This window comes from Allokutzneria multivorans (genome assembly GCF_039537405.1).
GTDB lineage: Bacteria > Actinomycetota > Actinomycetes > Mycobacteriales > Pseudonocardiaceae > Allokutzneria > Allokutzneria multivorans.
This window is the reverse complement of sequence record NZ_BAABAL010000016.1, coordinates 313,314-335,489: the sequence shown is the minus strand read 5'-3', so window position 1 is coordinate 335,489 and position 22,176 is coordinate 313,314. Positions and strand designations below refer to the sequence as shown.

Below are 22,176 nucleotides of genomic sequence, written 5' to 3'. Positions count from 1 at the left end.
GCATGCAAATCGCGATCACAGGTATGTCCGTGCTTCTACCGGGCGCGCCTGACCTGGAGAGCTACTGGCGCAACCTCGTCGACGGGGTTGACGCGATCACCGAGGTGCCCGAGGGACGCTGGGACGCGGAGTTCTACAAGCCGTCCTCGGCGACCGGGAAGGCCGAGGCGGATGAGATCTACTGCCGCCGTGGTGGTTTCGTCGACGCTTACGCCGAGGTCGACCCGACGCGGTTCGGCATCATGCCCAACTCCGTCGCGGGCACCGAGCCGGACCAGCTGATCGCGCTGCGCGTGGCCGCCGCGGCCATCGCCGACGCCGGTGGTGACGCGAAACTGCCCGCCAGGGACCGGATCGGCGTCGTGCTCGGCCGAGGCGGCTACCTGACGCCCGGCCTGGTGCGGTTGGAGCAGCGGGTGCGGACGGCGCACCAGCTCGTGCGCACGCTGGCCGAGCTGATGCCGGATCTGCCCGCCGAGAAGCTGGAGTCGGTGCGCGCGGCGTTCACCGAGCAGCTCGGCCCGCACCAGCCCGAGTCCGCGATCGGCCTGGTGCCCAACCTCGCCGCCTCGCGGATCGCCAACCGGCTCGACCTGCGCGGCCCGGCGTACACGGTGGACGCCGCGTGCGCCTCCTCGCTGATCGCGGTCGACCAGGCCGTCAACGAGCTGGCCTCCGGGCGCTGTGACGTGATGCTCGCGGGCGGGGTGCACCACTGCCACGACGTCACGTTCTGGAGTGTTTTCTCGCAGCTGCGCGCGCTTTCGGTCAACCAGAGCATCCGCCCGTTCAGCAAGGACGCCGACGGCATCCTGATCGGCGAGGGCACCGGCGTGGTGGTGCTGAAGCGCCTTGAGGACGCTCAGCGCGACGGTGACCGGGTGTACGCGGTGATTCGCGGAACCGGTGTCGCCAGCGACGGCAAGGCGGCCAGCCTGTTCAACCCGGAGCCGGACGGCCAGGTGCTCGCGCTCCAGCGGGCGTGGGGCGCCGCCGGGCTCGACCCGACCGCCCCGGACGCCATCGGCCTGCTGGAGGCGCACGGCACCGCGACCCCCGCCGGTGACGCCGCCGAGCTGGACACACTGCGTCGGATCTTCGGTTCTGGCCCGGAGGAATCCAGCACAGCGTCTGAGTCCTCAGATTTTCCCGTGATCGGCTCGGTCAAGTCGATGATCGGGCACACCATGCCCGCCGCCGGGATCGCCGGGCTGGTCAAGGCCGCGCTCGCGGTGCACCGGGGCGTGCTGCTGCCGACGCTGCACTGCGAGGAGCCGCACCCCGCGCTGGCCGAGACCCGGTTCCGGCCGATCTCCACCGCTCGCCCGTGGGAGACCGCTGAGGGCACTCCGCGCCGCGCTGCCGTCAACGCCTTCGGCTTCGGCGGGATCAACGCTCACGTCGTCATCGAGCAGGCGTCCACTGTGGACGTTCCGGTCTCGGTCTCCGAGCCCGAGCAGGTGCTGCGGCTCAGCGCTTCCTCGCCCGCCGAGATGGCCAAGCTGCTCGAAGCCGACGACGCCGAGCTGCGCGCGATGTCCTTTGTGGACGGCTCCTCGTCGGACACTCGGCTGGGCATCGTCGGGCCGACCGCGCGAAAGCTCACCCTGGCCCGCAAGGTCGCGGCGAAGGCGGTGTCCTGGCGCGGCCGCAACGACGTGTGGTTCAGCCCCTCGCCGCTGCTGGGCGCGCCGAACGCGAAGATCGCCTTCGTCTTCCCCGGCCTCGAAGCCGACTTCGAGCCGAAGATGGACGACGTGGCGGCGCACTTCGGCCTCCCCAAGCGCGAGCTGTCCGGTGAGACCGTTGGCGCGCACGGAGAAGCGGTCTTCAGCATGGGCCGCATGCTCGACACCGTGTTGCGGCGCAGCGGGATCACGCCGAACGGCTTCGCCGGGCACAGCGTCGGCGAGTGGACCGCGATGGTGGCCGCCGGGATCTACTCCGACGCGGAGATCGACGGCTTCCTGCAGAACTACGACCCTGACGCGCTGAAGGTGCCCGGAGTGGCCTTCGCCGCGCTGGGTTGCGGTGTCGACCGGGTCACCGAAGCACTGCTCGCGCGCCCGGAACTCGTGCTCTCCCACGACAACGCGCCCAACCAGTGCATGGTGTGCGGCCCGGTCGACGTGGTCGAGGACCTGGTCCGCGAGATGCGCGGGAAGAACGTGCTCGGCCAGGTCCTGCCGTTCCAGTCCGGCTTCCACACGCCGATGCTGGCGCCGTTCATGGACCCGATCCACACCGCCGTGAACGAGCTGACGCTGCACCCGGCCGCGCTGCCGATCTGGTCGGCGACCACGGCTTCTCCCTACCCCACAACGGAGTCCGACGTCCGCGAGCTGTTCGTCCGGCACCTGCTGGAGCCGGTCAGGTTCCGCCAGCTGATCGAGGCGATGTACGCGGACGGCTACCGGGTCTTCGTGCAGACCGGCACCGGCCAGCTCGCCTCGCTGATCAGCGACACGCTGCGCGGCCAGGAACACCTCGCCGTGGTGGGCAACTCGGGCAAGCACTCCGGCATGGAGCAGCTGCGCCGCGTCGCCACGGCCCTGTGGGTCGAGGGCGGCACGCCGTCGCAGGACCTGTTCGGCCAGCCCGCTCGGGTCGCCCCGGCGCCGTCGGCTCCGAAGAAGAAGGCCAACCGGCCGCCGATGCGCCTGGACCTCAACGGTTCTCTGGTGTCGCTCAACGGTTCCGTGCCGCCGCTGGGCCTGAGCAGGCCGGTCGCCGACGCTGGCGCGCTGGGCAAGCTGGGCACCCAGTTCCCGCTCGCCGCGCAGCTCGAAGACCTGCTGCGCGAGACCGCTGACACCGCCGCCGCCGTCATCGGCGCCGCCGGGAGCGCACCGGCTCCCATCACAACCGTTGCGGCGCCGCGGGAACTGCACGAGAAGATGGCGGTCAACACCACGACGATGCCGTACCTGTTGGACCACTGCTTCTTCCACCAGCGCCCGGACTGGCCGGACGTGACCGACCGCTGGCCGATCGTGCCCGCGACCACGTTGGTGCAGCACATGATGGACGCGGCCGAGCGCAGTGCTCCCGGCCAGCGCGCGGTCACGTTGCACGACGTGAAGTTCAACCGCTGGATGGTCTCCGCGCCCGGCATCGAGGTCGACGTCACCGTCGTCCCCGTTTCCGCGCACCGGGTCGAGGTGTCGATCACCGGCTACTGCCAGGCCACGGTCGAGCTGGCCCCGAGCTACCCCGGCCAGGCACCCGCGCCGTGGCCGCCGTTCGCCGGTGAGCAGACGCCGGAGCTGCCCGGCGAAGGGCTCTACACCCAGCGCTGGATGTTCCACGGCCCGCTGTTCCAGGGCGTGACCGCGCTCTCCGGTGTCAGCGAGAACCACGTGCGCGGCACCATCACCACGCCCGCCGCTCCCGGTGCCCTGCTGGACAACGTCGGCCAGATCCTCGGCTACTGGATCATGTCGCGCTTCACCGACAAGAAGGTCGTCTTCCCGGTCGGCATGCGCTCCATCCGGTTCTTCGGCCCGCACCCGGCCGCCGGGGTCCCGCTGGAGTGTGTGATCGGCATCCGCGGTGTCACCGACACCCTGCTGGAAGCCGACATGCAGCTGCTGCTGCCCGACGGCACGCTGTGGGCGCACATCGACAGCTGGGTGGACCGGCGCTTCGACAGCAACCCCAAGACCGAGCCGGTGGAGCGCTTCCCGGAGCGCAACACGATCTCGCAGGCCCAGGACGGCGGTTGGTTCCTGCTGCACGAGCTGTGGCCGGACCTCGCCTCCCGCGACCTGATCATGCGCAACCACCTGTCCGCCGTCGAGCGCGCGGAGTACGAGGCGCGCTCGCCGAGGACGCGCAGGCAGTGGCTGCTCGGCCGCATCGTCGCCAAGGACGCTGTGCGCCAGCAGTTGTGGGCCGCGGGCGCACCGCCGCTGTTCCCCGCCGAGGTCCGGGTGGCCAACGAACCCAGCGGCAGGCCGTTCGTCACCGGGCGGCACGGCGCGGAGTTCACCGACACCGACGTCTCGATCGCGCACAGCCGCGAGATCGGCGTCGCCATCACCCGCCCGGTCCACGAGCGGGAAACGCCGTCGATCCCCGGCATCGGCATCGACGTGGAGGAGGTCGCCGAGCGCGACGAATCCACCGTCGCTTTCGCGCTGACCACCGAGGAACTCGACCTGCTCGACGCGCTCGTCGCGTCCACGGGTGAGTCGAGGTCGCTGTGGTTCACCCGGTTCTTCACCGCCAAGGAGGCCGTCTCCAAGGCGGAGGGAACCGGACTGCAAGGAGAACCGAAGAACTTCGTCGTCGAGCAGGCCACCGGCGTCCAGCTCGTCGTCCGCGTCGGAGAACGGCGCTACCTGGTGCACAGCACCGCGGCGAGCAACGCCGAAGGACTACCGGAACGGCACTACGTGGTGGCCTGGACTTCGGGCCTTACACAGCAGGAGGAAACCAAGTGACGACGATCCCTGACCAGTCGGCACCTGAGCAGTCGGCCGCCGTTGTGCTCGCGGACATCAGCAGGATGCTGCGCGAGGTGCTCGGCGAGTACGGCATGGACGACGCGGTGATCGAGGCGGACACCAAGTTCCACGAGGACCTGGAGCTGGAGAGCATCGACCTGGTCACGCTGTCCGGCGAGCTGCGGCAGCACTACGGCGACCGGATCAACTTCGCGGAGTTCATGGCCACGCTGGACCTCGAGGAGATCATCCACCTCACCGTCGGGCAGCTGGTCGACTACGTGGTCAGCTGCCTCGGTTCCGCCACGTCCGTCAGGGGGCAGTGACATGGCGATGGTGACAGCGAACGGAATCCGGCACCACGTGCAGCAGATGGCCGCCAAGGACACCGTCCTCGGGGAAGCCCCCGTCGTGGTGTTCATCCACGGGCTCTGCATCGACAGCCTGGCGAGCTTCTACTTCACGCTGGCCGCTCCCACCTCCGCGGCGGGGTTCGAGGTGCTGGCCTACGACATGCGCGGGCACGGCCGCAGCGAGAAGCCCGCGACCGGCTACCGGCTGAGCGACTTCGTCGAGGACCTGCACGAGCTGCTGAACGAGATGGACGTGCACCGGCCGGTGCACCTGGTCGGCAACAGCTTCGGCGGCACGGTGGCCTTCAGCTACGCGGTGGCCCACCCCGAGCGGGTCGCCAGCGTCGTGATGATCGAGACCGGGCCGGCGACCGAGGACTGGTCGACCGAGCTCGGCGCGGTCCTGGAGCGCGCCAAGCAGCTCGAGGACCCCGAGGTGATCACCGCGATCGAGGACACCTACGACCCGCACACCTTACGGCGGGCCAAGTCCCTGCGGGACGGGCTGCGGAACACCACCATCGCGCGGGAGGTCCCCTCCGGGCCGCTGCTGAGCGCGGAGCAGATCGAGTCGGTCGAGTGCCCGGTGCTCGCCATCTACGGCGGCGATTCCATCCAGGCCGCCCTGCACGCCAAGCCGCTCCAGCGCCTGCTGCCCCGCTGCCGGGCGGAGATCGTGCCCAACGCCTCGCACTGGGTGCTGGTGGAAGCTCCCCAGGCCGTGCGCGACCTTCTGCTGCCGTGGGTCTCCGAGCACGAGGCGAACGCGAGCCTGCTGCTGGAGGGCGCTTCGGCATGATCGGTGACAAGCGCCGTTCGCCCGCCCGTGGCGGCTGTGCCTCATGAGTCGCTTCCTGTTCGTCGTGCCGCCGCTGGTCGGTCACGTCAACCCGCTCGTCGGGGTGAGCGCCCGGCTCACCGAACTCGGCCACGAGGTGGCGTGGGCCGGTTCGCGCGACCTGGTCCACCAGCTCACGGGACAGCAGGCCCCGGTGTTCGACTGCGCCGCACCGCCGCGGCTGCACCGCCCGCCGGAGCTGAAGGGCCCCGCAGCGCTGAAGTTCCTCTGGCAGAGCTTCCTGGAGCCGCTGGCACGGACGATGGCGCCTGGCGTGCGCGAGGCCTGCGAGCGGTTCCGGCCCGACGTCGTGGTCGCCGACCAGCAGGCCCTGGCGGGCGGTCTCGTCGCCAACTCCCTCGGTCTGCCCTGGGCGACGACGGCCACCACCTCGGCGGAGTTCACCGACCCGCTCGCCAGCATGCCCAAGGTCGAAGCCTGGGTGCGCGACCTGCTGCGGCAGCTGCACGAGGACCTCGGTGGCGGGGCCGCCGAGATCGACCCGCGGTTCTCGCCGCACCTGGTGCTGGCCTTCACCACTCGCGCGCTGGTCGGCGAGACCGCCCACGAGCACGTGCGCTTCGTCGGCCCCTCGATCACCGCCCGGCCAGACGACACCGCTTTCCCGTTCGAGGAGCTGGCGCGGGACCGGTCGACGGTGCTGCTCACCCTGGGCACCGCCAACGACGAGGCCGGGGAGCGGTTCCTGCGCGAGGCCACCCGGGCGCTTGTCGAGCGCGCCGACCGGATCCAGGCCGTCATCGCCGATCCGGCCGGTGTGCTGACCGAGCACCCCGGGGGCGGAGCCGTTGTCGCGCCGAGGGTTCCGGTGCTGCGACTGCTCGACCGGGTCGACGCGGTGATCTGCCACGCCGGGCACAACACCGTCTGCGAGACGCTCTCGCACGGGCTTCCGCTCGTGGTCGCCCCGATCCGCGACGACCAGCCGATCGTCGCCCAGCAGGTGGTCGACTGCGGGGCGGGCGTCAGGCTGCGCTTCACCCGGGCGGGTGCCGAGCAGATCGGCGCGGCCGTCGACGCCGTGCTCTCCGGAGCGGAGCACCGGGCCGCGGCCGAGCGGGTGCGGGACTCCTTCCGCGCGGCCGGCGGGGCGGCGAGCGCGGCGAAGCACCTCGAGCTCCTGGCGCACGACGCCACCGCCACCGCACTCGCGGGCACAGGAGGGACCACAGCGTGACCGCAGGAAAGTCTCCTCGCAGCCGTTCCGGGAAGTGGGTCCGGCGCTGCATCCAGGCCGGGATCATCGCCGGGCTCGTGCTGGACACCGCGCAGCTGCGCCGCAGGCTGGCCGGTCTGCGCACGTTGCCGGACCGCCCGGAGCCCGGCCAGGACCGCTTCCGCGTGCTGGAGGCCGAGGACGTCCGGGTGGACCGGGCGACGCTCGCCGCGGCACGCGCGCACGCGCAGGCCGAAGGTCTGTCCACTTTGGACCTCGTACCGCGCGACCTCCCGGTGGCCCAGGCGCTGGACCTGTTGCGCGCGGTGGACCCGACGACCTACCGCACCGACCGGCAGGCACTCGGCCGAGGCGCGCTGCACGCGACGCTGGCCGATGACGGCGTGCTCCGCGCGGCGGGGATCCCCACCGACAACGGGCGCCCGAGCGCGCCGGAACTGGCCGAGGCGATCGCCCAGCTGAAGCTGCACGCGCCCGGGGGCACCGACCTCATCGTGGCGCCGCGGCTGACCAGCGCGCCGGACGTGGTGGCCAAGGACCCCGAGGTGCTGGCGTCGATGCACGGCGAGAACACCGCCGGTGCCCTGCTGCCGCAGTTCGCGTGGCTGTCGACGCTCGCGGCGAGCACGCTGATCAACCCCGCGTGGGCGTTGGCCGCGATCGGCGCGTGGTCCGTCCAGCCGCTGATCGTGTTCTACGGCAGCAAGAACATGCGCCCGGCGGATCTGCTGTCCTACAGCGCCACCCGCGCGGTGAAGGAGCCCAAGCGGCTGCTCGCCGCGCTGGCGACCGCCCGGTCCCGCACCGTCGAGCGGGTGGACCCGGTCGAGCAGCGCCGCCCCGCCTACCAGGCCGAGCTGGCCAAGGGCGTCGAGCGCTTCTTCGGGCAACGCCGCACCGACTGCCCGTGGTGCTCCTCGACGCGCCTGGAGGTCCGGCTGCGCACGCGGGATCTGATCCAGTGCAAGCCCGGCACGTTCGTGCTGGACCGCTGCCAGGACTGCGGACACGTCTTCCAGAACCCGCAGTTGACCCCGGCCGGCCTGGACTTCTACTACCGCGACTTCTACGACGGCCTCGGCGAGAAGCAGCTCGACGGGCTGTTCAAGGCGCGCGGGGTCATGTACCGGCCGCGCGCGGAGTCGCTGAAGCGCTTCGCCCAGCCCGAGTCCTGGCTCGACGTCGGCACCGGCCACGGCCACTTCTGCAACGCCGCGCGCGAGGTGTGGCCGCAGACCACCTTCGACGGCCTGGACATCACCGACGGCATCAAGATCGCCGAGCACCGCGGCTGGATCGACCGCGGCTACCGGGGCAGCTTCGTGGACCTGTCGCCGTCCATGGCCGCGAACTACGACGTGGTCAGCATGTTCCACTACCTGGAGCACAGCCTGGACCCCAAGCGGGAGCTGGAGGCCGCGCACACCGCGCTGCGCTCCGGCGGTCACCTGGTGATCGAGGTGCCCGACCCCGAGGCGCGCTGGGCGAGCCTGCTCGGCAAGTGGTGGCTGCCGTGGCTTCAGCCGCAACACCTGAACTTCGTGTCGATCGGCAACCTCCGGCGGCAGCTGGAGAAGATGGGCTTCACCGTGGTGCTGGAGCAGCGCGCCGAGGCCCACGAGGCGCTCGACCTGCTGTCGGCGACGTGGACGCGGCTCAACGACCTCGCCTCCCGAGGTGAGGACCTGCCGTGGCACGCCGCCAAGCCCGAGCCCGCCGCCAGGGCGTTGCACGCGGCCACCTTCATCGTTGGTAGCCCGGTCATGCTCGCGGCGAGCCTGGTCGATCGCGCGCTGCGCCCCTTCGCGGAGCGGCTCGGCCTGACCAACGCCTACCGCGTCATCGCCCGCAAGTCCTGACCGGACACAGGCAGCACCACGCTCCACAGTGGAGGGCCGTCTCCGCTGGGAAAACGACGCGGGTTCTCTTGGCGTGCGCCGATTCCTCCGCGTTCCGGCCCGACACCGAGGAATGCTCACCGGACGCTTATGTGCGTCGGGGAAGCACTGCTATAACTGCACGAATGGAACGCATCTCGATCGAACTCGGCACTGTCCAGGAGACACTGCTGAGCACCCTGTACGCCCGCGCCCTGGAAACGGGGAAGAAGAAGCGGGGTCTCATCCAGGACCCCAGGGCCGTCGAGATGGTGGAACAGATCGACTACGACTTCACGAAGTTCGTCGGGTCGCCGACGCTGGGCGCGTCGGTGCTGCGCACACTGTTCTACGACGACTGGGTGCGGAAATTCCTTTCTTCGCACCCCGGTGGAACCGTTGTCGAGATCGGAGCCGGGCTGAACACCCGGTTCGAGCGCGTGGACAACGGCCGGATGCACTGGGTCGACGTGGACCTCCCGGACGCGATGGAGCTGCGCGAGCGGTTCTTCTCCGAATCGGAGCGGCGTCGGTTGGTGGGCGGCTCCGTGCTGGACGATTCCTGGTTCGAGGTCGTCCGCTCGCTGCCGGCGCCGTATTTCTTCGTCTCCGAGGGTGTTCTGCTCTACCTCGACGAGGCGGACGTCCGCAGCGCGCTCGGCCAGCTCGCGCAGGGTTTCCCCGGATCCCGCGTCGCATTCGACACCGCGGGCCGCTGGATGGTCGAACACCAGGGCGACGAGATGTTCGTGAAGACGGTCGACGCCGAGTACTCCTGGCACTGCGACGACCCCGAAGTGGTGCAGCGCTGGGACATCGGTCTGCGCCTCACCGAATCCCGAACGCTGCTCCAGCTCCCCAGAGGACTCCGCTCCCGCCTTCCCCTGGTGCCGCGCCTGGCGCTCGCGGGTGCCAAGGCGTTCTACGGCAAGAAGGCCCGCGTCTACATGCTCAACCTGTTCGAGTCCCAGCCGTCCCTGAGCGCCAGCAACCAGTAGGTCCTGATTCGACGCTCCGTCACCCACAAGATCGGGTAATCGGGTTACCGCTGGTAGATGCCGATATCTGCGGTATGGCGAAGCGTGGGTGGTCCAAAGCTGTGCGCGTCCTGCCCGTGGCCGCGGTGCTGGTGACGGTGCTCGACGCGCTGGCCAAGCGGCGCAGGCTGGCCGGGCTGCCGGTGCTGCCGCTGGTGCCGAGGCAGCGCTCTGGCGAGTCCGAAGTGGACGGACAGGGTGCCGCGCTGCGCATGGTGCGCGCCAAGGGGGTCGTGGTCGACCAGGTCACCGAGGTGGCCGCGCGCGAGCTGGCCAAGCGCGACGGGCTCTCGGTGGTGAACCTGGTGCCGCGCGACCTGCCGACCTCGCGCGTGCTGGACCTGCTGCACGAGGTCGACCCGCGCACCCACCGCCAGGACCGGCAGGCGAAGGGCCACGGTGGCGGGCACGCGGTGCTGGTCGAACAGCAGTTGCTGCGCAAGGTGGGGCTGCCGCAGCGGGGCACGCCGAGCGCGGTGGAGCTGGCGAAGGCGGAGAAGGAGCTGAAGCCGCACGCGGCGGCGCGAACACAGGTCGTGCTGGCGCCGAGGCTGTGGTCCTCGCCCGCGGTGCTGGCCGACGACGCCGAAGTCCTGCGAGTCCGGCACGGTTCCCGGCTCGGCCCCAACGCGGCCACCCTGCTGACGATTCCGGCGCTGATCGTCGCAAGTGGACTGTTCAGCCCCGGCTGGGCGTTCGCCGCGCTGGCCGCGTGGTCGGCGCACCCGCTGATGGTGCTGGCGGGCAACCGCCACCTCAAGCCTGCGGATCTGTGGTCCTACAGCCTCCTTCGCCTGGTCCGCGAGCCGAAGCGGCTGGTGGCGGCGCTGCGCGCGGAGGCGGAGCACAGGGCGGGCGGCGAGGACCCGGTGCAGCGCAGGCGCGCGGCGTACCAGGCCGACATCGAAGCCGGGCTGGACAGGTTCTTCGAGCCGGAGCGCGCGGACTGCCCGTGGTGCCACGGCACCGAGTTGACGGTGCGACTGCGCACGAGCGATCTGAACCAGGGCAAGCCCGGCGAGTTCAAAGTGGACGAATGCCGGTCCTGCGGCCACATCTTCACCAACCCGCAGCCGACCGCCGAGGGCCTCGGTTTCTACTACCGCGACGCCTACGACGGGCTGAACGAGGACATGATCCAGGGCATCTTCGCGACGCGGCGCGGGTACTTCCAGCCGCAGGCGGAGACGGTGCGGCCGCACATCACGCCGGAGAAGTGGCTGGACGTGGGCACCGGCCACGGCCACTTCTGCAACGCCGCCAAGGAGGTCTGGCCGGACACCAGCTTCCACGGGCTGGACATGAGCGAGGGCATCGGCATCGCCGAGAGCAGGGGCTGGGTCGAGCGCGGATACCGGGGCATGTTCGTGGACCTCGCGCCGAGCATGCCCGACCGCTACGACGTGGTGAGCATGTTCCACTACCTGGAGCACAGCAAGGACCCGCAGCTGGAGCTGGAGGCGGCGACGAAGGTGCTGCGCCCGGGCGGCTACCTGCTGATCGACGTGCCCGATCCCGCGTGCCGCTGGGCGAAGCTGCTCGGCAAGTGGTGGTCGATCTGGCTCCAGCCGCAGCACCTGCACTTCTTCCCCGCGCAGAACCTGCGCGAGCGCTTGAGCGAGCTGGGCTGCACCGTGGTGCTCGAACAGCACGCGGAGGCGCACCAGCCCGCCGACCTGCTGATCTCGACGTGGACGGCGTTGCGCGCGGTGGCGCCGGAGCGCGATGTGCCGTGGCGCCCGGAGCCTCCGTCGACGCTGAGCCGGATCGCGAGGGGCGTGACTTTCGCGGCGGGCACTCCGCTGATGGCGGCGGGTGTCCTGGCCGATGTGGCGCTCAAGGACGTGGCGGAGAAGTACGGGCTGTGCAACTCCTACCGGCTGCTGGCCCGCAAGGACTGACCAACGGCCTAGGGTGAGCTGATGGGCGACACCCGCAGGCGGTTGATCGACGGCGCGATCGAAACGGTGCGCTCGCAAGGCATCTCGGGGGTCTCCGCCAGGACCATCGCCGCGACCGCGGGCGTCAACCAGGCCTTGGTCTTCTACCACTTCGACAGCGTCGACAACCTCCTCGCGCAGGCGTGCCTGGTGTCCACCGAGGAGCGGGTGGAGCGCTTCCGCGAGCGCTTCGCCGAGGTGGACTCGTTCTCCGGGCTGCTCGCACTCGGCGCGCGGCTGCACGAAGAGGAGACCGAGGCGGGCAACGTCACCGTGCTGGCGCAGATGCTGGCCGGAGCGCAGCGCGATCCCAAGGTCGCCGAAGCCACCGCCGCGGCGGTCGGGTTGTGGGTGACCGAGATCGAGCACGTGCTGCGCCGCCTGCTCGCCGATTCGCCGCTGGACGGGCTGCTCGATCCGGCCACGCTGGCGGGGACGATCGCCGCGACCTTCGTCGGCCTGGAGCTGTTCGAGCCGGTCGCGCCGATCGGCTCCACGCTGGAAGAACTCGCGAAGCTCGTCGAGGTCGTGGACGAGCTGGGCCCCCTCGCACGGCGCGTGGTGCGCGCGAAGCTGCGGAACACGGTCAAGAAGGAGCGCGCATGAACGAGATCACCGCCTTCGGCGTGCCCGGTTGGAGCTGGCTCAATCCGCCCGCCGAATGGTCCACAGTGGACGGACTCACGGTGACGACCAAGGACGACAGCGACTTCTGGCGCACCACGCACTACGACTTCGTCAGGGACACCGGGCACGCGCTGCTGCGGCCTGTGCGCGGCGACTTCGAGCTGCGGCTGAGCTTCACCGGCGACTACGCCGAGCAGTACGACCAGGCGGGCGCGCTGCTGCGGGTCGACGAACGGAACTGGATCAAGACCGGGATCGAGTTCGTGGACGGCGAGCACTTCCTCAGCGCCGTGGTGACCAGGGACTTCTCCGACTGGTCGGTGGTGGCGCTCGCCGAACTCACCGAAGCGGTGACCCTGCACGTCGACCGCACCGGTGACGCGGTCACCATCCGTTACGGCGTCGGCGCGGCCGAACCGAGCACCATGCTGCGGTTGGCCTACCTCCCTCCGGGCGGCGACGTCCTCGTCGGGCCGATGTGCGCGTCTCCGCAGGGCAAGGGCTTCACCACGCGTTTCCACCACTTCGAGGTGCGCACCTGATCAACTGGGTAGCGCTGCTCCGGTCGGGGTATCCGTTGTGCCCGAGCAGGCCAGGAGGTGCGCGATGGACACCCGGACCGCACAGGAGACCCAGCGCACCGAGACCGTCCAGGAGGTCTTGGTCACCTACTCGCTGCGCCGCTTCGTGTTCATGAGCGTGCTCGGATTCCTGTTCGTGGCCACCGGGCACGAAGCCTTCAGCACCGCCGCGACGCACGTCGCCGCCATCGGCCTGGCGATCAGCATGGTCATGCGCCCCGCTCGGGCCAACCGCGTGCAGGCTCGCGAGGAGCGCACCCGCTGGCGAGTGCTCGTGCCGAGGTGGTTCTGCTCGGGCCGCGAGCACGAGACGCACGCACCGCTGCTGCGCTACCGGGTTGACCGGCACCGATCGGGGTAACCGACAGCGTCAGAAGGGAGCTGACGATGTCGAAGACAGCGAATGCGGAACCGACGACCGGTGAACTCGTCGCGCAGTTGTCCGAGCAGGTCTCCCGCCTCGTGCGGGACGAGATGCGACTCGCCCAGGCCGAGCTCAAGGAGAAGGGCAAACGCGCGGGCGTCGGCGCCGGGGCGTTCGGGGTGAGCGGAGTCCTCGCGCTCTACGGGCTCGCCACGGTGTTCGCCGGTCTTGTGCTGCTGCTGGCGGTGGGCATGGCCCCGTGGTTGGCGGCGTTCGTCGTCGGCGCGGCACTGCTGCTCATCGCGGGTGTGCTCGCGGTGGTCGGCAAGAAGCAGCTCGCGAAGGCTGTGCCACCGGTACCGGAACAGACGATCGCCAACGTGCGCAAGGACATCACCGCGCTCAAGGAGGGCTCTGCCCGATGACGACGAAGCGGACCAACGACGGCGTCGCTGTGATCGGTGGCGCGGAACCCGAGACTCGCGAAGAGTTGCGCGAGGACATCTTGCACACACGTGCGAAGCTCGCCGGAACCGTGGATGCCTTGTCCTACAAGCTGGACGTGAAGGCACGCGCGAAGGAGAAGGCCGAGCAGCTGCGTGAGAAGGCCCAGTACGCGGTAGGACACGCGGTGGACTGGGCGCGCACGGTCGATCGCAAACGGGCGGCCACCGCAGCGGGCGGAGTGGCCGCTGGCGTACTGGTGCTCCGCCTGATCAAACGCAGGAAACACAGCTGAAGCTAAGCCCCCGCCATCATCTTCGGCGGGGGCTTACTTCTTGCTACGCAACAGGTTCCAGTTCGCGGAGCACCTTCTCGACTGCCTTGACGACCACCGGGTGCCCCAACGGTAAAGGTGCACCGGCCTCGTTGCGCGTGTCATCGCTGACCGCGACGACCCGCACGGGAACGGGAAGCTCGCCGAGCGTGCTCTCGTCGGTCATCGGGTCCACCAACAACACCGAACGCACCACGTCGGCGTGCAGTTGCGACACGCGGATCGCCGCCTCAGCCGCGCTCCCGTTCGCTAGCACGTACACGCGCTCGGCGTCCTGAGGCACGAAAGCGAACGCGTCTCCGCGCTGCTCAAGGAAAACCGGCATCCGCACCCAACCGACACGGGCGCGGTCGAGCAGCGGTGCCCACGTCGGAGGGAGATGGCCGCGCTTGGCTTCTCCCTCCGCGTCGAGCACGAGCAGCGCGGGTTCGCGGCACCGGCCCTCGTACACCACCGGCGGCCCCTGGGAACGCGGGGAGTCCATGCACGCCTCCTTCAGCAGACACAACTCCCCGCCGGATACCCGTTGCGGCGCCTGCTATCCCTGCTGCTCCGCCGCCCACGCGGCCACGACGTCGGCGAGCACCGACAGCGGGAGCGACCCGCCGCCGAGCACCACGTCGTGGAACGCGCGGATGTCGAAGCGGTCGCCGAGCTTAGCCTGAGCCTCCGCGCGCAACCGCAGGATCTCCAAGCGCCCCACCATGTACGCGAGCGCCTGGCCCGGGTAGGAGATGTAGCGGTCAGTCTCCGAGGAGATCTCCACCGCGGGCATCGGGGTGTTCTCGGTGAGGTAGTCCACCACCTGCTGGCGGCTCCACCCCAGCGCGTGCACGCCCGTGTCCACGACCAGCCGTGCCGCGCGCATCGAGTCCATCGACAGCATGCCGAGCCTGGCGATGTCGTCGGAGTACAGCCCCATCTCCTCGGCCAGGCGCTCGGTGTAGAGGCCCCAGCCCTCCGCGTAGGCCGTCACCACGGAGATCCTGCGCAGCATCGGCAGCTCCGTCAGCTCCTGCGAGAGCGCGATCTGGAAGTGGTGGCCCGGCACGGCCTCGTGGTAGGCCAGCGCCTCGCTGCCGAAGCGGAACCGCTCGCTCGCCTGGTAGGTGTTGAGGAAGTAGATGCCGGGGCGCGCGCCGTCCAACGACGGCTGCATGTAGTAGGCGGCGGGGTTGGCGGGAGCTTCGGCGGCGGGCACCTCGCGCACCTCGCACTTCGCCTTCGGCAGCAGCCCGAACCACTGCGGCGCAGCGGCTTCCGCCTTCGCCACGGCGGCGCGCGCCGCGGTCAGCATCTCCTCGGCGCCGGTCCACCGCAGCTCCGGCGCGGTGCGCATCTTCTCGAAGATCTCGGCGAGGTCCGTGGTGCCCCACAGCCGCGAGCCGATCTCCTTGTACTCCTCCGCGAGCTTCGCGATCAGCTCAAGGCCGGTGCGGTGCAGCTCCCTCGGGTCGCGGTCGGTGGTGGTGTGCAGCTTGGCCAGCTTCGCGTAACGGCGCTCGCCGTCGGGCAGCCAGCACAGCCCGGCCTTGTCCTCGGGACGCCCGTGCGGCAACACCTCGTCGATCAGCAGCTGCCGGTACTTCGCGTAGGCCGGCCGCACCTGCTCGCTGAGCACGCGGTCCAGCTCCTGCGCGAACGCCTCGTCCGTGACCGGTTCGCGCAGCACATCGGCTTCGGGGTCGCTCAGGTAGCGCTCGATGTAGGTGATCGCGCCCTCGACGAGGTGGGTCACCGGCAGCAGCCCGTCCGCGACCGCCGCGACGTTGAGCGCGCCGAGCTCGTCCAGCACGCGCGGGATCTCCGCGAGGCGGGCGAGGTAGGCGCGGGTCTGCTCCGGCGTCTGGCACACCGTCATCGGGATCGCGGTCAGCAGCTCCGCGTACGGCGCGATGAAGTCGTCGGTGACCGCGAAGTCCTCGAAGCGCACCTCGAACTGGTCCAGCGCCGACTCCGCGCTCTGCACCACGACCGCCCTGGTGACCGCGTCCCGCGCGCTCAGCCCGTCCGCAGGCAGCGCACGCGCGCGCTCCAGGACGTCGGTGTAGCGCGCCGTCAGCTCCGCGCGCAGCGGCGCGGAGTAGCCGCCGAGCAGGTGATCCCGCTCGCGCATCCCGGTGATCGTGGCGAAGACCGGGTTGTGGTCGAAGATCACGTCAAGCAGTTCGTCGGCGAGCCGGTCCACGGCGGACATCCACTACCCCCAAAGATTTGTTTTCCTGTCCGCATCCTAGGCCGCGAGCACCTCTGGACTCCACACCTATTCACCTTCCGCCCCAACCCGCACTCCGCCCCACCAACGGAAAGTCCGCCAGTCTTCAAGACCCACAAACCCCCGCCCCAGCAGTCACCAACCGCACCTAACCCCCATACACCACACAGGGGTTAACCACCGTTAACGACCAAAACCAGCGGGGTTCGCCGGTCTTGAAGACCCACAAACCCAGCACGCGCCAGGCCACACGTGCGGCTCAACACAGCGCCGACGATCGCGTGCACGCACAGGGCCGCACTCCGCGACTCGGCCGGGGCTCCGCGACTCAGCCGGGGTTCCGCGACTCAGCGGGGGTTCGCCAGTCTTCAAGACCCACAAACCCCCGCCCCAGCAGTCACCAACCGCACCTAACCCCCATACACCACACAGGGGTTAACCACCATTAGCGACCGAAACCAGCGGGGTTCGCTGGTCTTGAAGACGCGCGAACACCCCGCGCGACGGGGGTCGGGAGTCGGACTGTTCGGGCACTGCCTAGGCTGAGCCGGTCCCGCCCGACTGCCCCATGGGGAGCCATGCCGTTCCTGGCCACGTCATCGTCCGAGGCCAATGGTGACCAGAACTCCGGTGATCAGAACTCCGGTGTCACCGAACGCACGCTCGCGCTCCCGATCTGGCTGCGGGTCTTCGCGCCGGTGCTGCTCGTGGCGGCGCTCGCGGCCCACGCGGTCACGGTCGTCGTCTGGCCGGGCCACCAGATCATGATCGACGTGCTCGTCTACAGCGCGGGCGGCGACATCGTGCTCCAGGGGCGGCCGCTGTACGAGGGCCCGGTGCTCAACGCGCTGGAGTTCACCTACACGCCCTTCGCCGCGCTGCTGTTCACCCCGCTCGCCCTGTTCGAGCCGGACACGCTGAAGATCCTGTCCACGCTGGGCAACCTCGCGCTGCTGGTCGCGGCGATCTGGCTGTCGCTGCGCCGCCTCGGCTACCGCGCCAACCGCGACCTCGTCCTGCTCACCGTGCTGCTGACCGGCCCGCTGTTCTGGCTGGAGGCGGTGCGCACCACGTTCTGGCTCGGCCAGATCAACCTGTTGCTACTGGTCATCCTCTTGTGGGATCTCACGAGCCGGGCGAGCAACCGGTGGAAGGGCGTGGGGGTCGGCATCGCGGCGGGCATCAAGCTCACGCCCGCGATCTTCATCGTCTACCTGCTGGTGACCCGCCGCTTCCGCGCGGCGGGCGTGGCGACGGCGAGCTTCCTCGGCACCATCGGGCTGGGCTTCCTGATCATCCCGGCCGACGCGGTGAAGTACTGGACAGGCACCTTCTTCACCTCGGGCCGGGTCGGGCCGACGATCTGGCCGAGCAACCAGTCGGTGCGCGGCATGCTCGCCCGCCTCTTCGGCACCAACGAGCCGCCGACGATCCTGTGGCTGGTGGTCGCTGGGGCGCTCGGCCTCGCCGGGCTCGCGGTCGCGGCGTGGGCGGCCAAGCGCGGCAACGAGCTGCTCGGCGTGACCATGTGCGGGCTGACCGGCACGATGGTCTCGCCGTTCTCCTGGTGCCACCACTGGGTCTGGTTCGTGCCGCTGCTGGTCTTCCTGCTGCACGCCGCGCTGACGTACGAGAAGAAGGCGGCGACGGCGCTCGTCGTCGCCGTGTACCTGCTCGGCTTCGCGTGGCTGGTGAAGGTGCACCAGCTGACCCCGCCGCACACGCCGCCGCCGGACAGCGGCCTGTTCCTGTGGGACGCCCCGGCCTGGCTGGAGCCGCTCAGCCGGAACGTGTACCTGCTGGCGTTCGTGCTGGCACTGGGCTATGTGGCGCAGTACCTGCGGCGCACCGCGCCTCGCGTTCTGTGATTCCCGTCACGCCTTTGTGATCGCATGACCACCCCCGCCGTGGGACACTCCTTTCTTGTGTGATTTCCCCACAAGCCTCTTTCACTGTGCGTGATGTTCTCACGCACGTTCGGCGCAGCGACTGGTTCTCCTCAGCGATCCAGAGAGCACGAACCCGCACGCGTGCGCTACTCTGTGCGTATGAGTGTTGCGCTGGAGGACGTCCTTGCCCGAGCGGGACTCCGCGTCACCGCCACCGAGTTCCTCTCCCTCGTGGAGGACGCGGCGCGCAAGCTGGCACCGCCGCACCCGGACCCCTCCGCCTACTTCTCCGCCGACCAGCGCGCCGCATTGGCCGAGGTCGGAGCCGATCTGCGGCCCCGTGGCGCCGAGGAGGCCGACCCCAGGGCGAAGTCCGTGGCCGCCCAGGCCGTGCTGCGCGACTCGGCCCTCTCGGTCGCCGACGCCGCGCGCTGCCTGGACGTGGACACCAGCCGGATCAGGCACCGCGTGAGCGCGGGTCGCTTGACGGGGTGGAAGGATCGGGGTGGCTGGCGCCTGCCGGCGTGGCAGTTCACCGACAGCGGGGTGCTGCCGGGTCTGGAGGTCGTGCTGGCCTCGATCCCGGCCGACCAGCCGCCGCTGGTGGTGGCCGCCTTCATGACGACGCTCCAGGAGGACCTGATGCTCGGCGACCGCGCAGCAACGCCTCGGGACTGGCTGCTCGCCGGGGGCGACCCGCAGCCGGTGGCCCAGCTCGCCTCGGTCCTGGGGACCCCGGCCTGACGAGAGCTCGTCACGCCAGTCGCCCACGACCGAGACGAGTAGGACACGCATGGCACGGCTCCCCCAGCCGCCGTCCGCAGCTGCCCTCCAGGCCCTGCTGCGCCGCACCGAGGACGTGGTGGCGGTGCACAGGGCCACCCGCTTGGTGAGGATCTTCGCAGCGGGAGGCACCCACCCCCAGCGGTGGAACTCCTTCCGCTACGCGGGCCCGCTGCCGCACGCGCGCTTCGACCCGCACCCACCCGCCGTCGGCGGCGTCTACCAGGAGACGCACGAGAACGGCGTGCTCTACTTCGGCCTGTCCGTGCGCACGAGCGTCGCCGAGGTGTTCCAGGCGACCTCCACCGTGGACCGCCGCACCCGCAGCCCGCACCTGGTGGTCATGCGCCCCAAGCGGACGTTGCGGCTGCTGGACCTCGCCGGGCTCTGGCCGACGCGGGCCGGTGCCTCGCAGGCGATGAGCAGCGGCCCGAAGAACCGGACCCAGGCGTGGGCCAGGGTGATCCGCGCGGCCTACCCGGAGCTCGACGGCCTCTGGTACCGCTCGTCGATGGACTCCGGCAATCCCGCGATCTGCCTGTGGGACCCGCCGGGCGGCAGCGGGATGCCCGCGACGCCCGACGTCCTGCTGCCCCTGGACCACCCCGGCCTTGACCTGCCGCTGGGCCGGATCTGCCAGGAGCTGAACTACACGCTGTTGGGATGATCCACTCCCAGGCGCGCCTGGGAAAGATCAACCGAGTACCTGCGCTCGGGCAAGTGCTTCCCGTTCAGCTCGAAGTCCTTGTGCACGTCGTCGTCCTGCCACCCCTGTGAGCGGTAGAAGTTGCGCGCAAGGGCGTTGTCGTCGAGCACCCACAGCACGGCCGTGGTGAACCCGCTCTCCGCGAGGTGCCGCAGCGCGACGCGGTGCACGGCTCCACCGGCCCCGGTCCCCCACAGATCGGGGTCGGCGTAGATCGCGTACAACTCCCCGGTGGGCTCCGGGAAGTCCTCGTCGTCCTCTTCCGGGCGGGCCGCGCCGACGCCCGCGTAGGAACCGATCCGGCCGGTCTCGTCGACCGTGACGAACACCGCCGACGGCTCCGGGGAGGCGATCCAGCGCTCCCAGCCCGGCACGCGCTGTTCGGGGTCCATCGCGTCGAGGAAGTCGTCAGCCACGATCCCTCTGTACGCCCGCCGCCACGAGTTCACGTTGATACGGGCGATCTCCGCCGCATCCGCTGCGGCCGCCCGGCGCACTGTCCACGTCATGCGTGGAAGCGTGCGCCAAGCGGCCGCAAACGGCGAGCTGATTTCTCCAATGTCTCGATATCGGTGTGAGCTACACCAGGTGCCTGCTCCACCAGTCGAGCACCGCGGCGAAGCGCTGCTCGCGGTGGCGCGGCAGTCCGCTGCGGCTCAGTTCGTGGCCCTCACCTGGGAAGAGCAGGAACTCGGCCGCGACTCCGTTGCGGCGCAAGGCGACGAACTGCCGCTGGGCCTGCTCGATCGGGCAGCGCCAGTCCTCCTCGGAGTGCACGACGGCGAACGGGATCGTGACCTTATCCGCGTGGTAGAGCGGACTCTGTTGCCGCTGCGCCTCCGGGTCCGCGCCGCAGTACGCCTCCGCGAAGTACCACCCGATGTCGGAGGAGCCGGTGAAGGAGTCCCACGCGTTGACCGCGCGCTCGCTCCACGCCGCCTTGAACCGCTCTCCGTGGTGCGCGGCCAGCCAGCTCGCCATGAAGCCGCCGTAGGAACCGCCCATCACACCAACGCGTTCAGCGTCGCAGTCGGGGCGCTCCAGTGCGGCGTCCAGCAGCGCGAGCACGTCGTCAGCGTCGACGGTGCCCATCGCTTCGATGATCGCGCGACCGTGCGCTTCGCCGTACCCGGCGGAGCCACGCGGGTTCGGCAGCACCACGGCGTACCCGGCGTTCGCGTACACCTGGGCTTCATCGAAGAAACCCCAACCGTAGTAACGGAAAGGCCCGCCGTGCACGTTGAGCAGAACCGGGTGCGGCCCTTCACCCTCCGGCAGCACGAGCCAGCCGTGCACCGGGTAGCCGTCCGGCGAGGTCCCGGTGATCTCGACCGTCTCGCGCAGCCCGGTGGCGCGCACCTCGGCGGCGAAGTCGGTGCGCACCACCGGGTTCTCCGCCTCAAGCGTGACGACCTCACCCGGGCTGTCCACTGTGGACACAACGGCGGCGATGCGGTCGCCGTCCGCGGTGAAGGCGTTGACCACACCGCGCTCGCCGAGAACTGGCTTCAGCTCGTCCAGCACGGCGGCTTCAGCCCCGTCGGGCACCAGGCGAAGCTCGTTCGCCCCGCGCACGCGCACCACGACCAGCACGCCACCGGACACCGGAACCGGTGCGCCAGAACCGGATTCGCAGTCGACGGTCTCGGTGTCGGTGAGGCGGACGCCGGTGGTCGGCTCGCCGCCGATGCGCAGGGGCGCGCGGAAGAGCCCGCTGTTGCGCGCGACCGCGTGGACGCCCTCGAACTCGATGCCGTAGTACAGAACATCGCCGTCGGGCAGCACGACCGGGTGCTCAGCGCCACCACCGGTGCGCACAGCCAGGGTCAGCCCGCCGCTCCCGTCGGCTGAGACCGAATAGATGTCCGTGTGCAGCGTGTCCCAGGCATCGAGGTCGCGATCGGCGACGACTAAGAGATGAGCACCGTCGGCCGTCCACGCCGGGGAGGAAACGGCGGCGGAGCCATCGGTGAGCTGCACCGGCTCGGCGTCGAAGTCCAGCGCGTCCACGACGAACAGCCGTGGCCGCCGGTCGCTGAGGAAGCCGACGTTGTCGAGGCGGTACTGGTAGCCGGTGAAGCGCCGAGGCGCTTCCTTGGCCGCTGTCACGCCTTCCTCGGTGCCGTAGCGACCGTCCTCGGGAATGCGCGCCACGAACGCGATGCGACGGGAATCCGGGGCCCACACGGGGACGTCCACGCCGAGCGGCAGCGCGGTGACAGCGCGAGCGTCGCCGCCGGTGGTCGGCATGACGTGCAGCTGCGGCTTGCCGCCCTCCTCCGCGACGCGCAGGAACGCCACCCACTCGCCGTCCGGGGAGATGCGGGGCGCGGAGTCGCGCGTGCCGAAGGTCAGCCGCTTCGGCGCTTCCGGGGCTCCGGCGAGCGGAATCCGCCACAACGCGGAGCGGTAGGCGTTGGCCTCCAGGTCCGGCCGCGCCACGTCGGTCAGGAGCAGATCTCCGTGCAGGGACAACGTTCCGGGAGTGTGCAGCAGCGCAATGTCATCCGGTCGCATGAACCCGGACCGTACCCGACACTTA

At 70.2% G+C, this 22,176-nt stretch carries 19 protein-coding genes; 15 read left to right on the top strand and 4 right to left on the bottom strand.

The annotated features are described in order from the left end of the window. Nucleotides 1-23: 23 nt before the first annotated feature. The 12 genes from ABD798_RS20560 to ABD798_RS20505 all read left to right on the top strand — a co-directional run bounded on the left by ABD798_RS20560 (nt 24) and on the right by ABD798_RS20505 (nt 14,002). Entirely contained in the window at nt 24-4,445 is a 4,422-nt protein-coding gene (locus ABD798_RS20560) for a beta-ketoacyl synthase N-terminal-like domain-containing protein (protein WP_344877196.1), read from the top strand. Between the two features lie 65 nt (nt 4,446-4,510). Then, entirely contained in the window at nt 4,511-4,774 is a 264-nt protein-coding gene (locus ABD798_RS20555) for an acyl carrier protein (protein WP_344877415.1), read from the top strand. A gap of 1 nt (nt 4,775) precedes the next feature. Then, nucleotides 4,776-5,600 (top strand): alpha/beta fold hydrolase, encoded by an 825-nt coding sequence (locus ABD798_RS20550; RefSeq protein ID WP_344877194.1) that lies wholly within the window; start codon nt 4,776-4,778, stop codon nt 5,598-5,600. A 43-nt stretch (nt 5,601-5,643) separates the two neighbouring features. Continuing rightward, nucleotides 5,644-6,837, top strand: coding sequence for a glycosyltransferase (locus ABD798_RS20545; protein WP_344877192.1), 1,194 nt, complete (start codon nt 5,644-5,646; stop codon nt 6,835-6,837). Then, nucleotides 6,834-8,696, top strand: coding sequence for a class I SAM-dependent methyltransferase (locus tag ABD798_RS20540; protein ID WP_344877190.1), 1,863 nt, complete (start codon nt 6,834-6,836; stop codon nt 8,694-8,696). Before ABD798_RS20545 ends, ABD798_RS20540 begins: the two co-directional genes overlap by 4 nt. 164 nt (nt 8,697-8,860) lie before the next feature. Continuing rightward, nucleotides 8,861-9,712 carry a class I SAM-dependent methyltransferase gene (locus ABD798_RS20535; RefSeq protein WP_344877188.1) on the top strand — a complete coding sequence of 284 codons (852 nt, stop codon included), beginning with the start codon at nt 8,861-8,863 and terminating at the stop codon, nt 9,710-9,712. A 101-nt stretch (nt 9,713-9,813) separates the two neighbouring features. Next, complete coding sequence (locus tag ABD798_RS20530; RefSeq protein WP_344877186.1) at nt 9,814-11,652, top strand: class I SAM-dependent methyltransferase; 1,839 nt, start codon at nt 9,814-9,816, stop codon at nt 11,650-11,652. A 21-nt stretch (nt 11,653-11,673) separates the two neighbouring features. Beyond that, nucleotides 11,674-12,297: a TetR/AcrR family transcriptional regulator gene (locus ABD798_RS20525; RefSeq protein ID WP_344877184.1), complete on the top strand. Its 624-nt coding sequence runs from the start codon at nt 11,674-11,676 to the stop codon at nt 12,295-12,297. Continuing rightward, on the top strand, nt 12,294-12,860 hold the full coding sequence (locus ABD798_RS20520; RefSeq protein WP_344877182.1) for a DUF1349 domain-containing protein: 567 nt from the start codon (nt 12,294-12,296) through the stop codon (nt 12,858-12,860). The genes ABD798_RS20525 and ABD798_RS20520 overlap by 4 nt, the downstream gene beginning before the upstream one ends. A gap of 64 nt (nt 12,861-12,924) precedes the next feature. Further along, the gene (locus ABD798_RS20515; RefSeq protein WP_344877180.1) at nt 12,925-13,260 is read left to right on the top strand and encodes a hypothetical protein; all 336 of its coding nucleotides are present in this window, start codon (nt 12,925-12,927) and stop codon (nt 13,258-13,260) included. A gap of 26 nt (nt 13,261-13,286) precedes the next feature. Next, nucleotides 13,287-13,688 carry a phage holin family protein gene (locus ABD798_RS20510; RefSeq protein WP_344877178.1) on the top strand — a complete coding sequence of 134 codons (402 nt, stop codon included), beginning with the start codon at nt 13,287-13,289 and terminating at the stop codon, nt 13,686-13,688. Then, nucleotides 13,685-14,002, top strand: a complete 318-nt coding sequence (locus ABD798_RS20505) for a DUF3618 domain-containing protein (protein WP_344877176.1) — start codon at nt 13,685-13,687, stop codon at nt 14,000-14,002. Before ABD798_RS20510 ends, ABD798_RS20505 begins: the two co-directional genes overlap by 4 nt. Nucleotides 14,003-14,045: 43 nt before the next feature. On the opposite strand, the gene ABD798_RS20500 is transcribed toward ABD798_RS20505, so the two are convergent. Next, nucleotides 14,046-14,525 carry a hypothetical protein gene (locus ABD798_RS20500; RefSeq protein ID WP_344877174.1) on the bottom strand — a complete coding sequence of 160 codons (480 nt, stop codon included), beginning with the start codon at nt 14,523-14,525 and terminating at the stop codon, nt 14,046-14,048. Nucleotides 14,526-14,579: 54 nt separating this feature from the next. Next, the gene (locus tag ABD798_RS20495; RefSeq protein ID WP_344877172.1) at nt 14,580-16,238 is read right to left on the bottom strand and encodes a DUF885 domain-containing protein; all 1,659 of its coding nucleotides are present in this window, start codon (nt 16,236-16,238) and stop codon (nt 14,580-14,582) included. Nucleotides 16,239-16,834: 596 nt separating this feature from the next. Between ABD798_RS20495 and ABD798_RS20490 the strand changes: the two genes are divergently transcribed. The 3 genes from ABD798_RS20490 to ABD798_RS20480 all read left to right on the top strand — a co-directional run bounded on the left by ABD798_RS20490 (nt 16,835) and on the right by ABD798_RS20480 (nt 19,595). After that, on the top strand, nt 16,835-18,124 hold the full coding sequence (locus tag ABD798_RS20490) for a glycosyltransferase 87 family protein (RefSeq protein WP_344877170.1): 1,290 nt from the start codon (nt 16,835-16,837) through the stop codon (nt 18,122-18,124). Between the two features lie 180 nt (nt 18,125-18,304). Continuing rightward, nucleotides 18,305-18,889: a DNA-binding protein gene (locus ABD798_RS20485; protein WP_344877168.1), complete on the top strand. Its 585-nt coding sequence runs from the start codon at nt 18,305-18,307 to the stop codon at nt 18,887-18,889. Between the two features lie 49 nt (nt 18,890-18,938). After that, complete coding sequence (locus ABD798_RS20480) at nt 18,939-19,595, top strand: RES family NAD+ phosphorylase (RefSeq protein ID WP_030431495.1); 657 nt, start codon at nt 18,939-18,941, stop codon at nt 19,593-19,595. Here the strand turns inward: ABD798_RS20480 and ABD798_RS20475 are convergent. Continuing rightward, the gene (locus tag ABD798_RS20475) at nt 19,577-20,143 is read right to left on the bottom strand and encodes a GNAT family N-acetyltransferase (protein WP_344877164.1); all 567 of its coding nucleotides are present in this window, start codon (nt 20,141-20,143) and stop codon (nt 19,577-19,579) included. The two genes, ABD798_RS20480 and ABD798_RS20475, sit on opposite strands and share 19 nt — an antisense overlap. A 70-nt stretch (nt 20,144-20,213) precedes the next feature. Then, nucleotides 20,214-22,151 (bottom strand): S9 family peptidase, encoded by a 1,938-nt coding sequence (locus ABD798_RS20470; RefSeq protein WP_344877162.1) that lies wholly within the window; start codon nt 22,149-22,151, stop codon nt 20,214-20,216. Nucleotides 22,152-22,176: the final 25 nt, after the last annotated feature.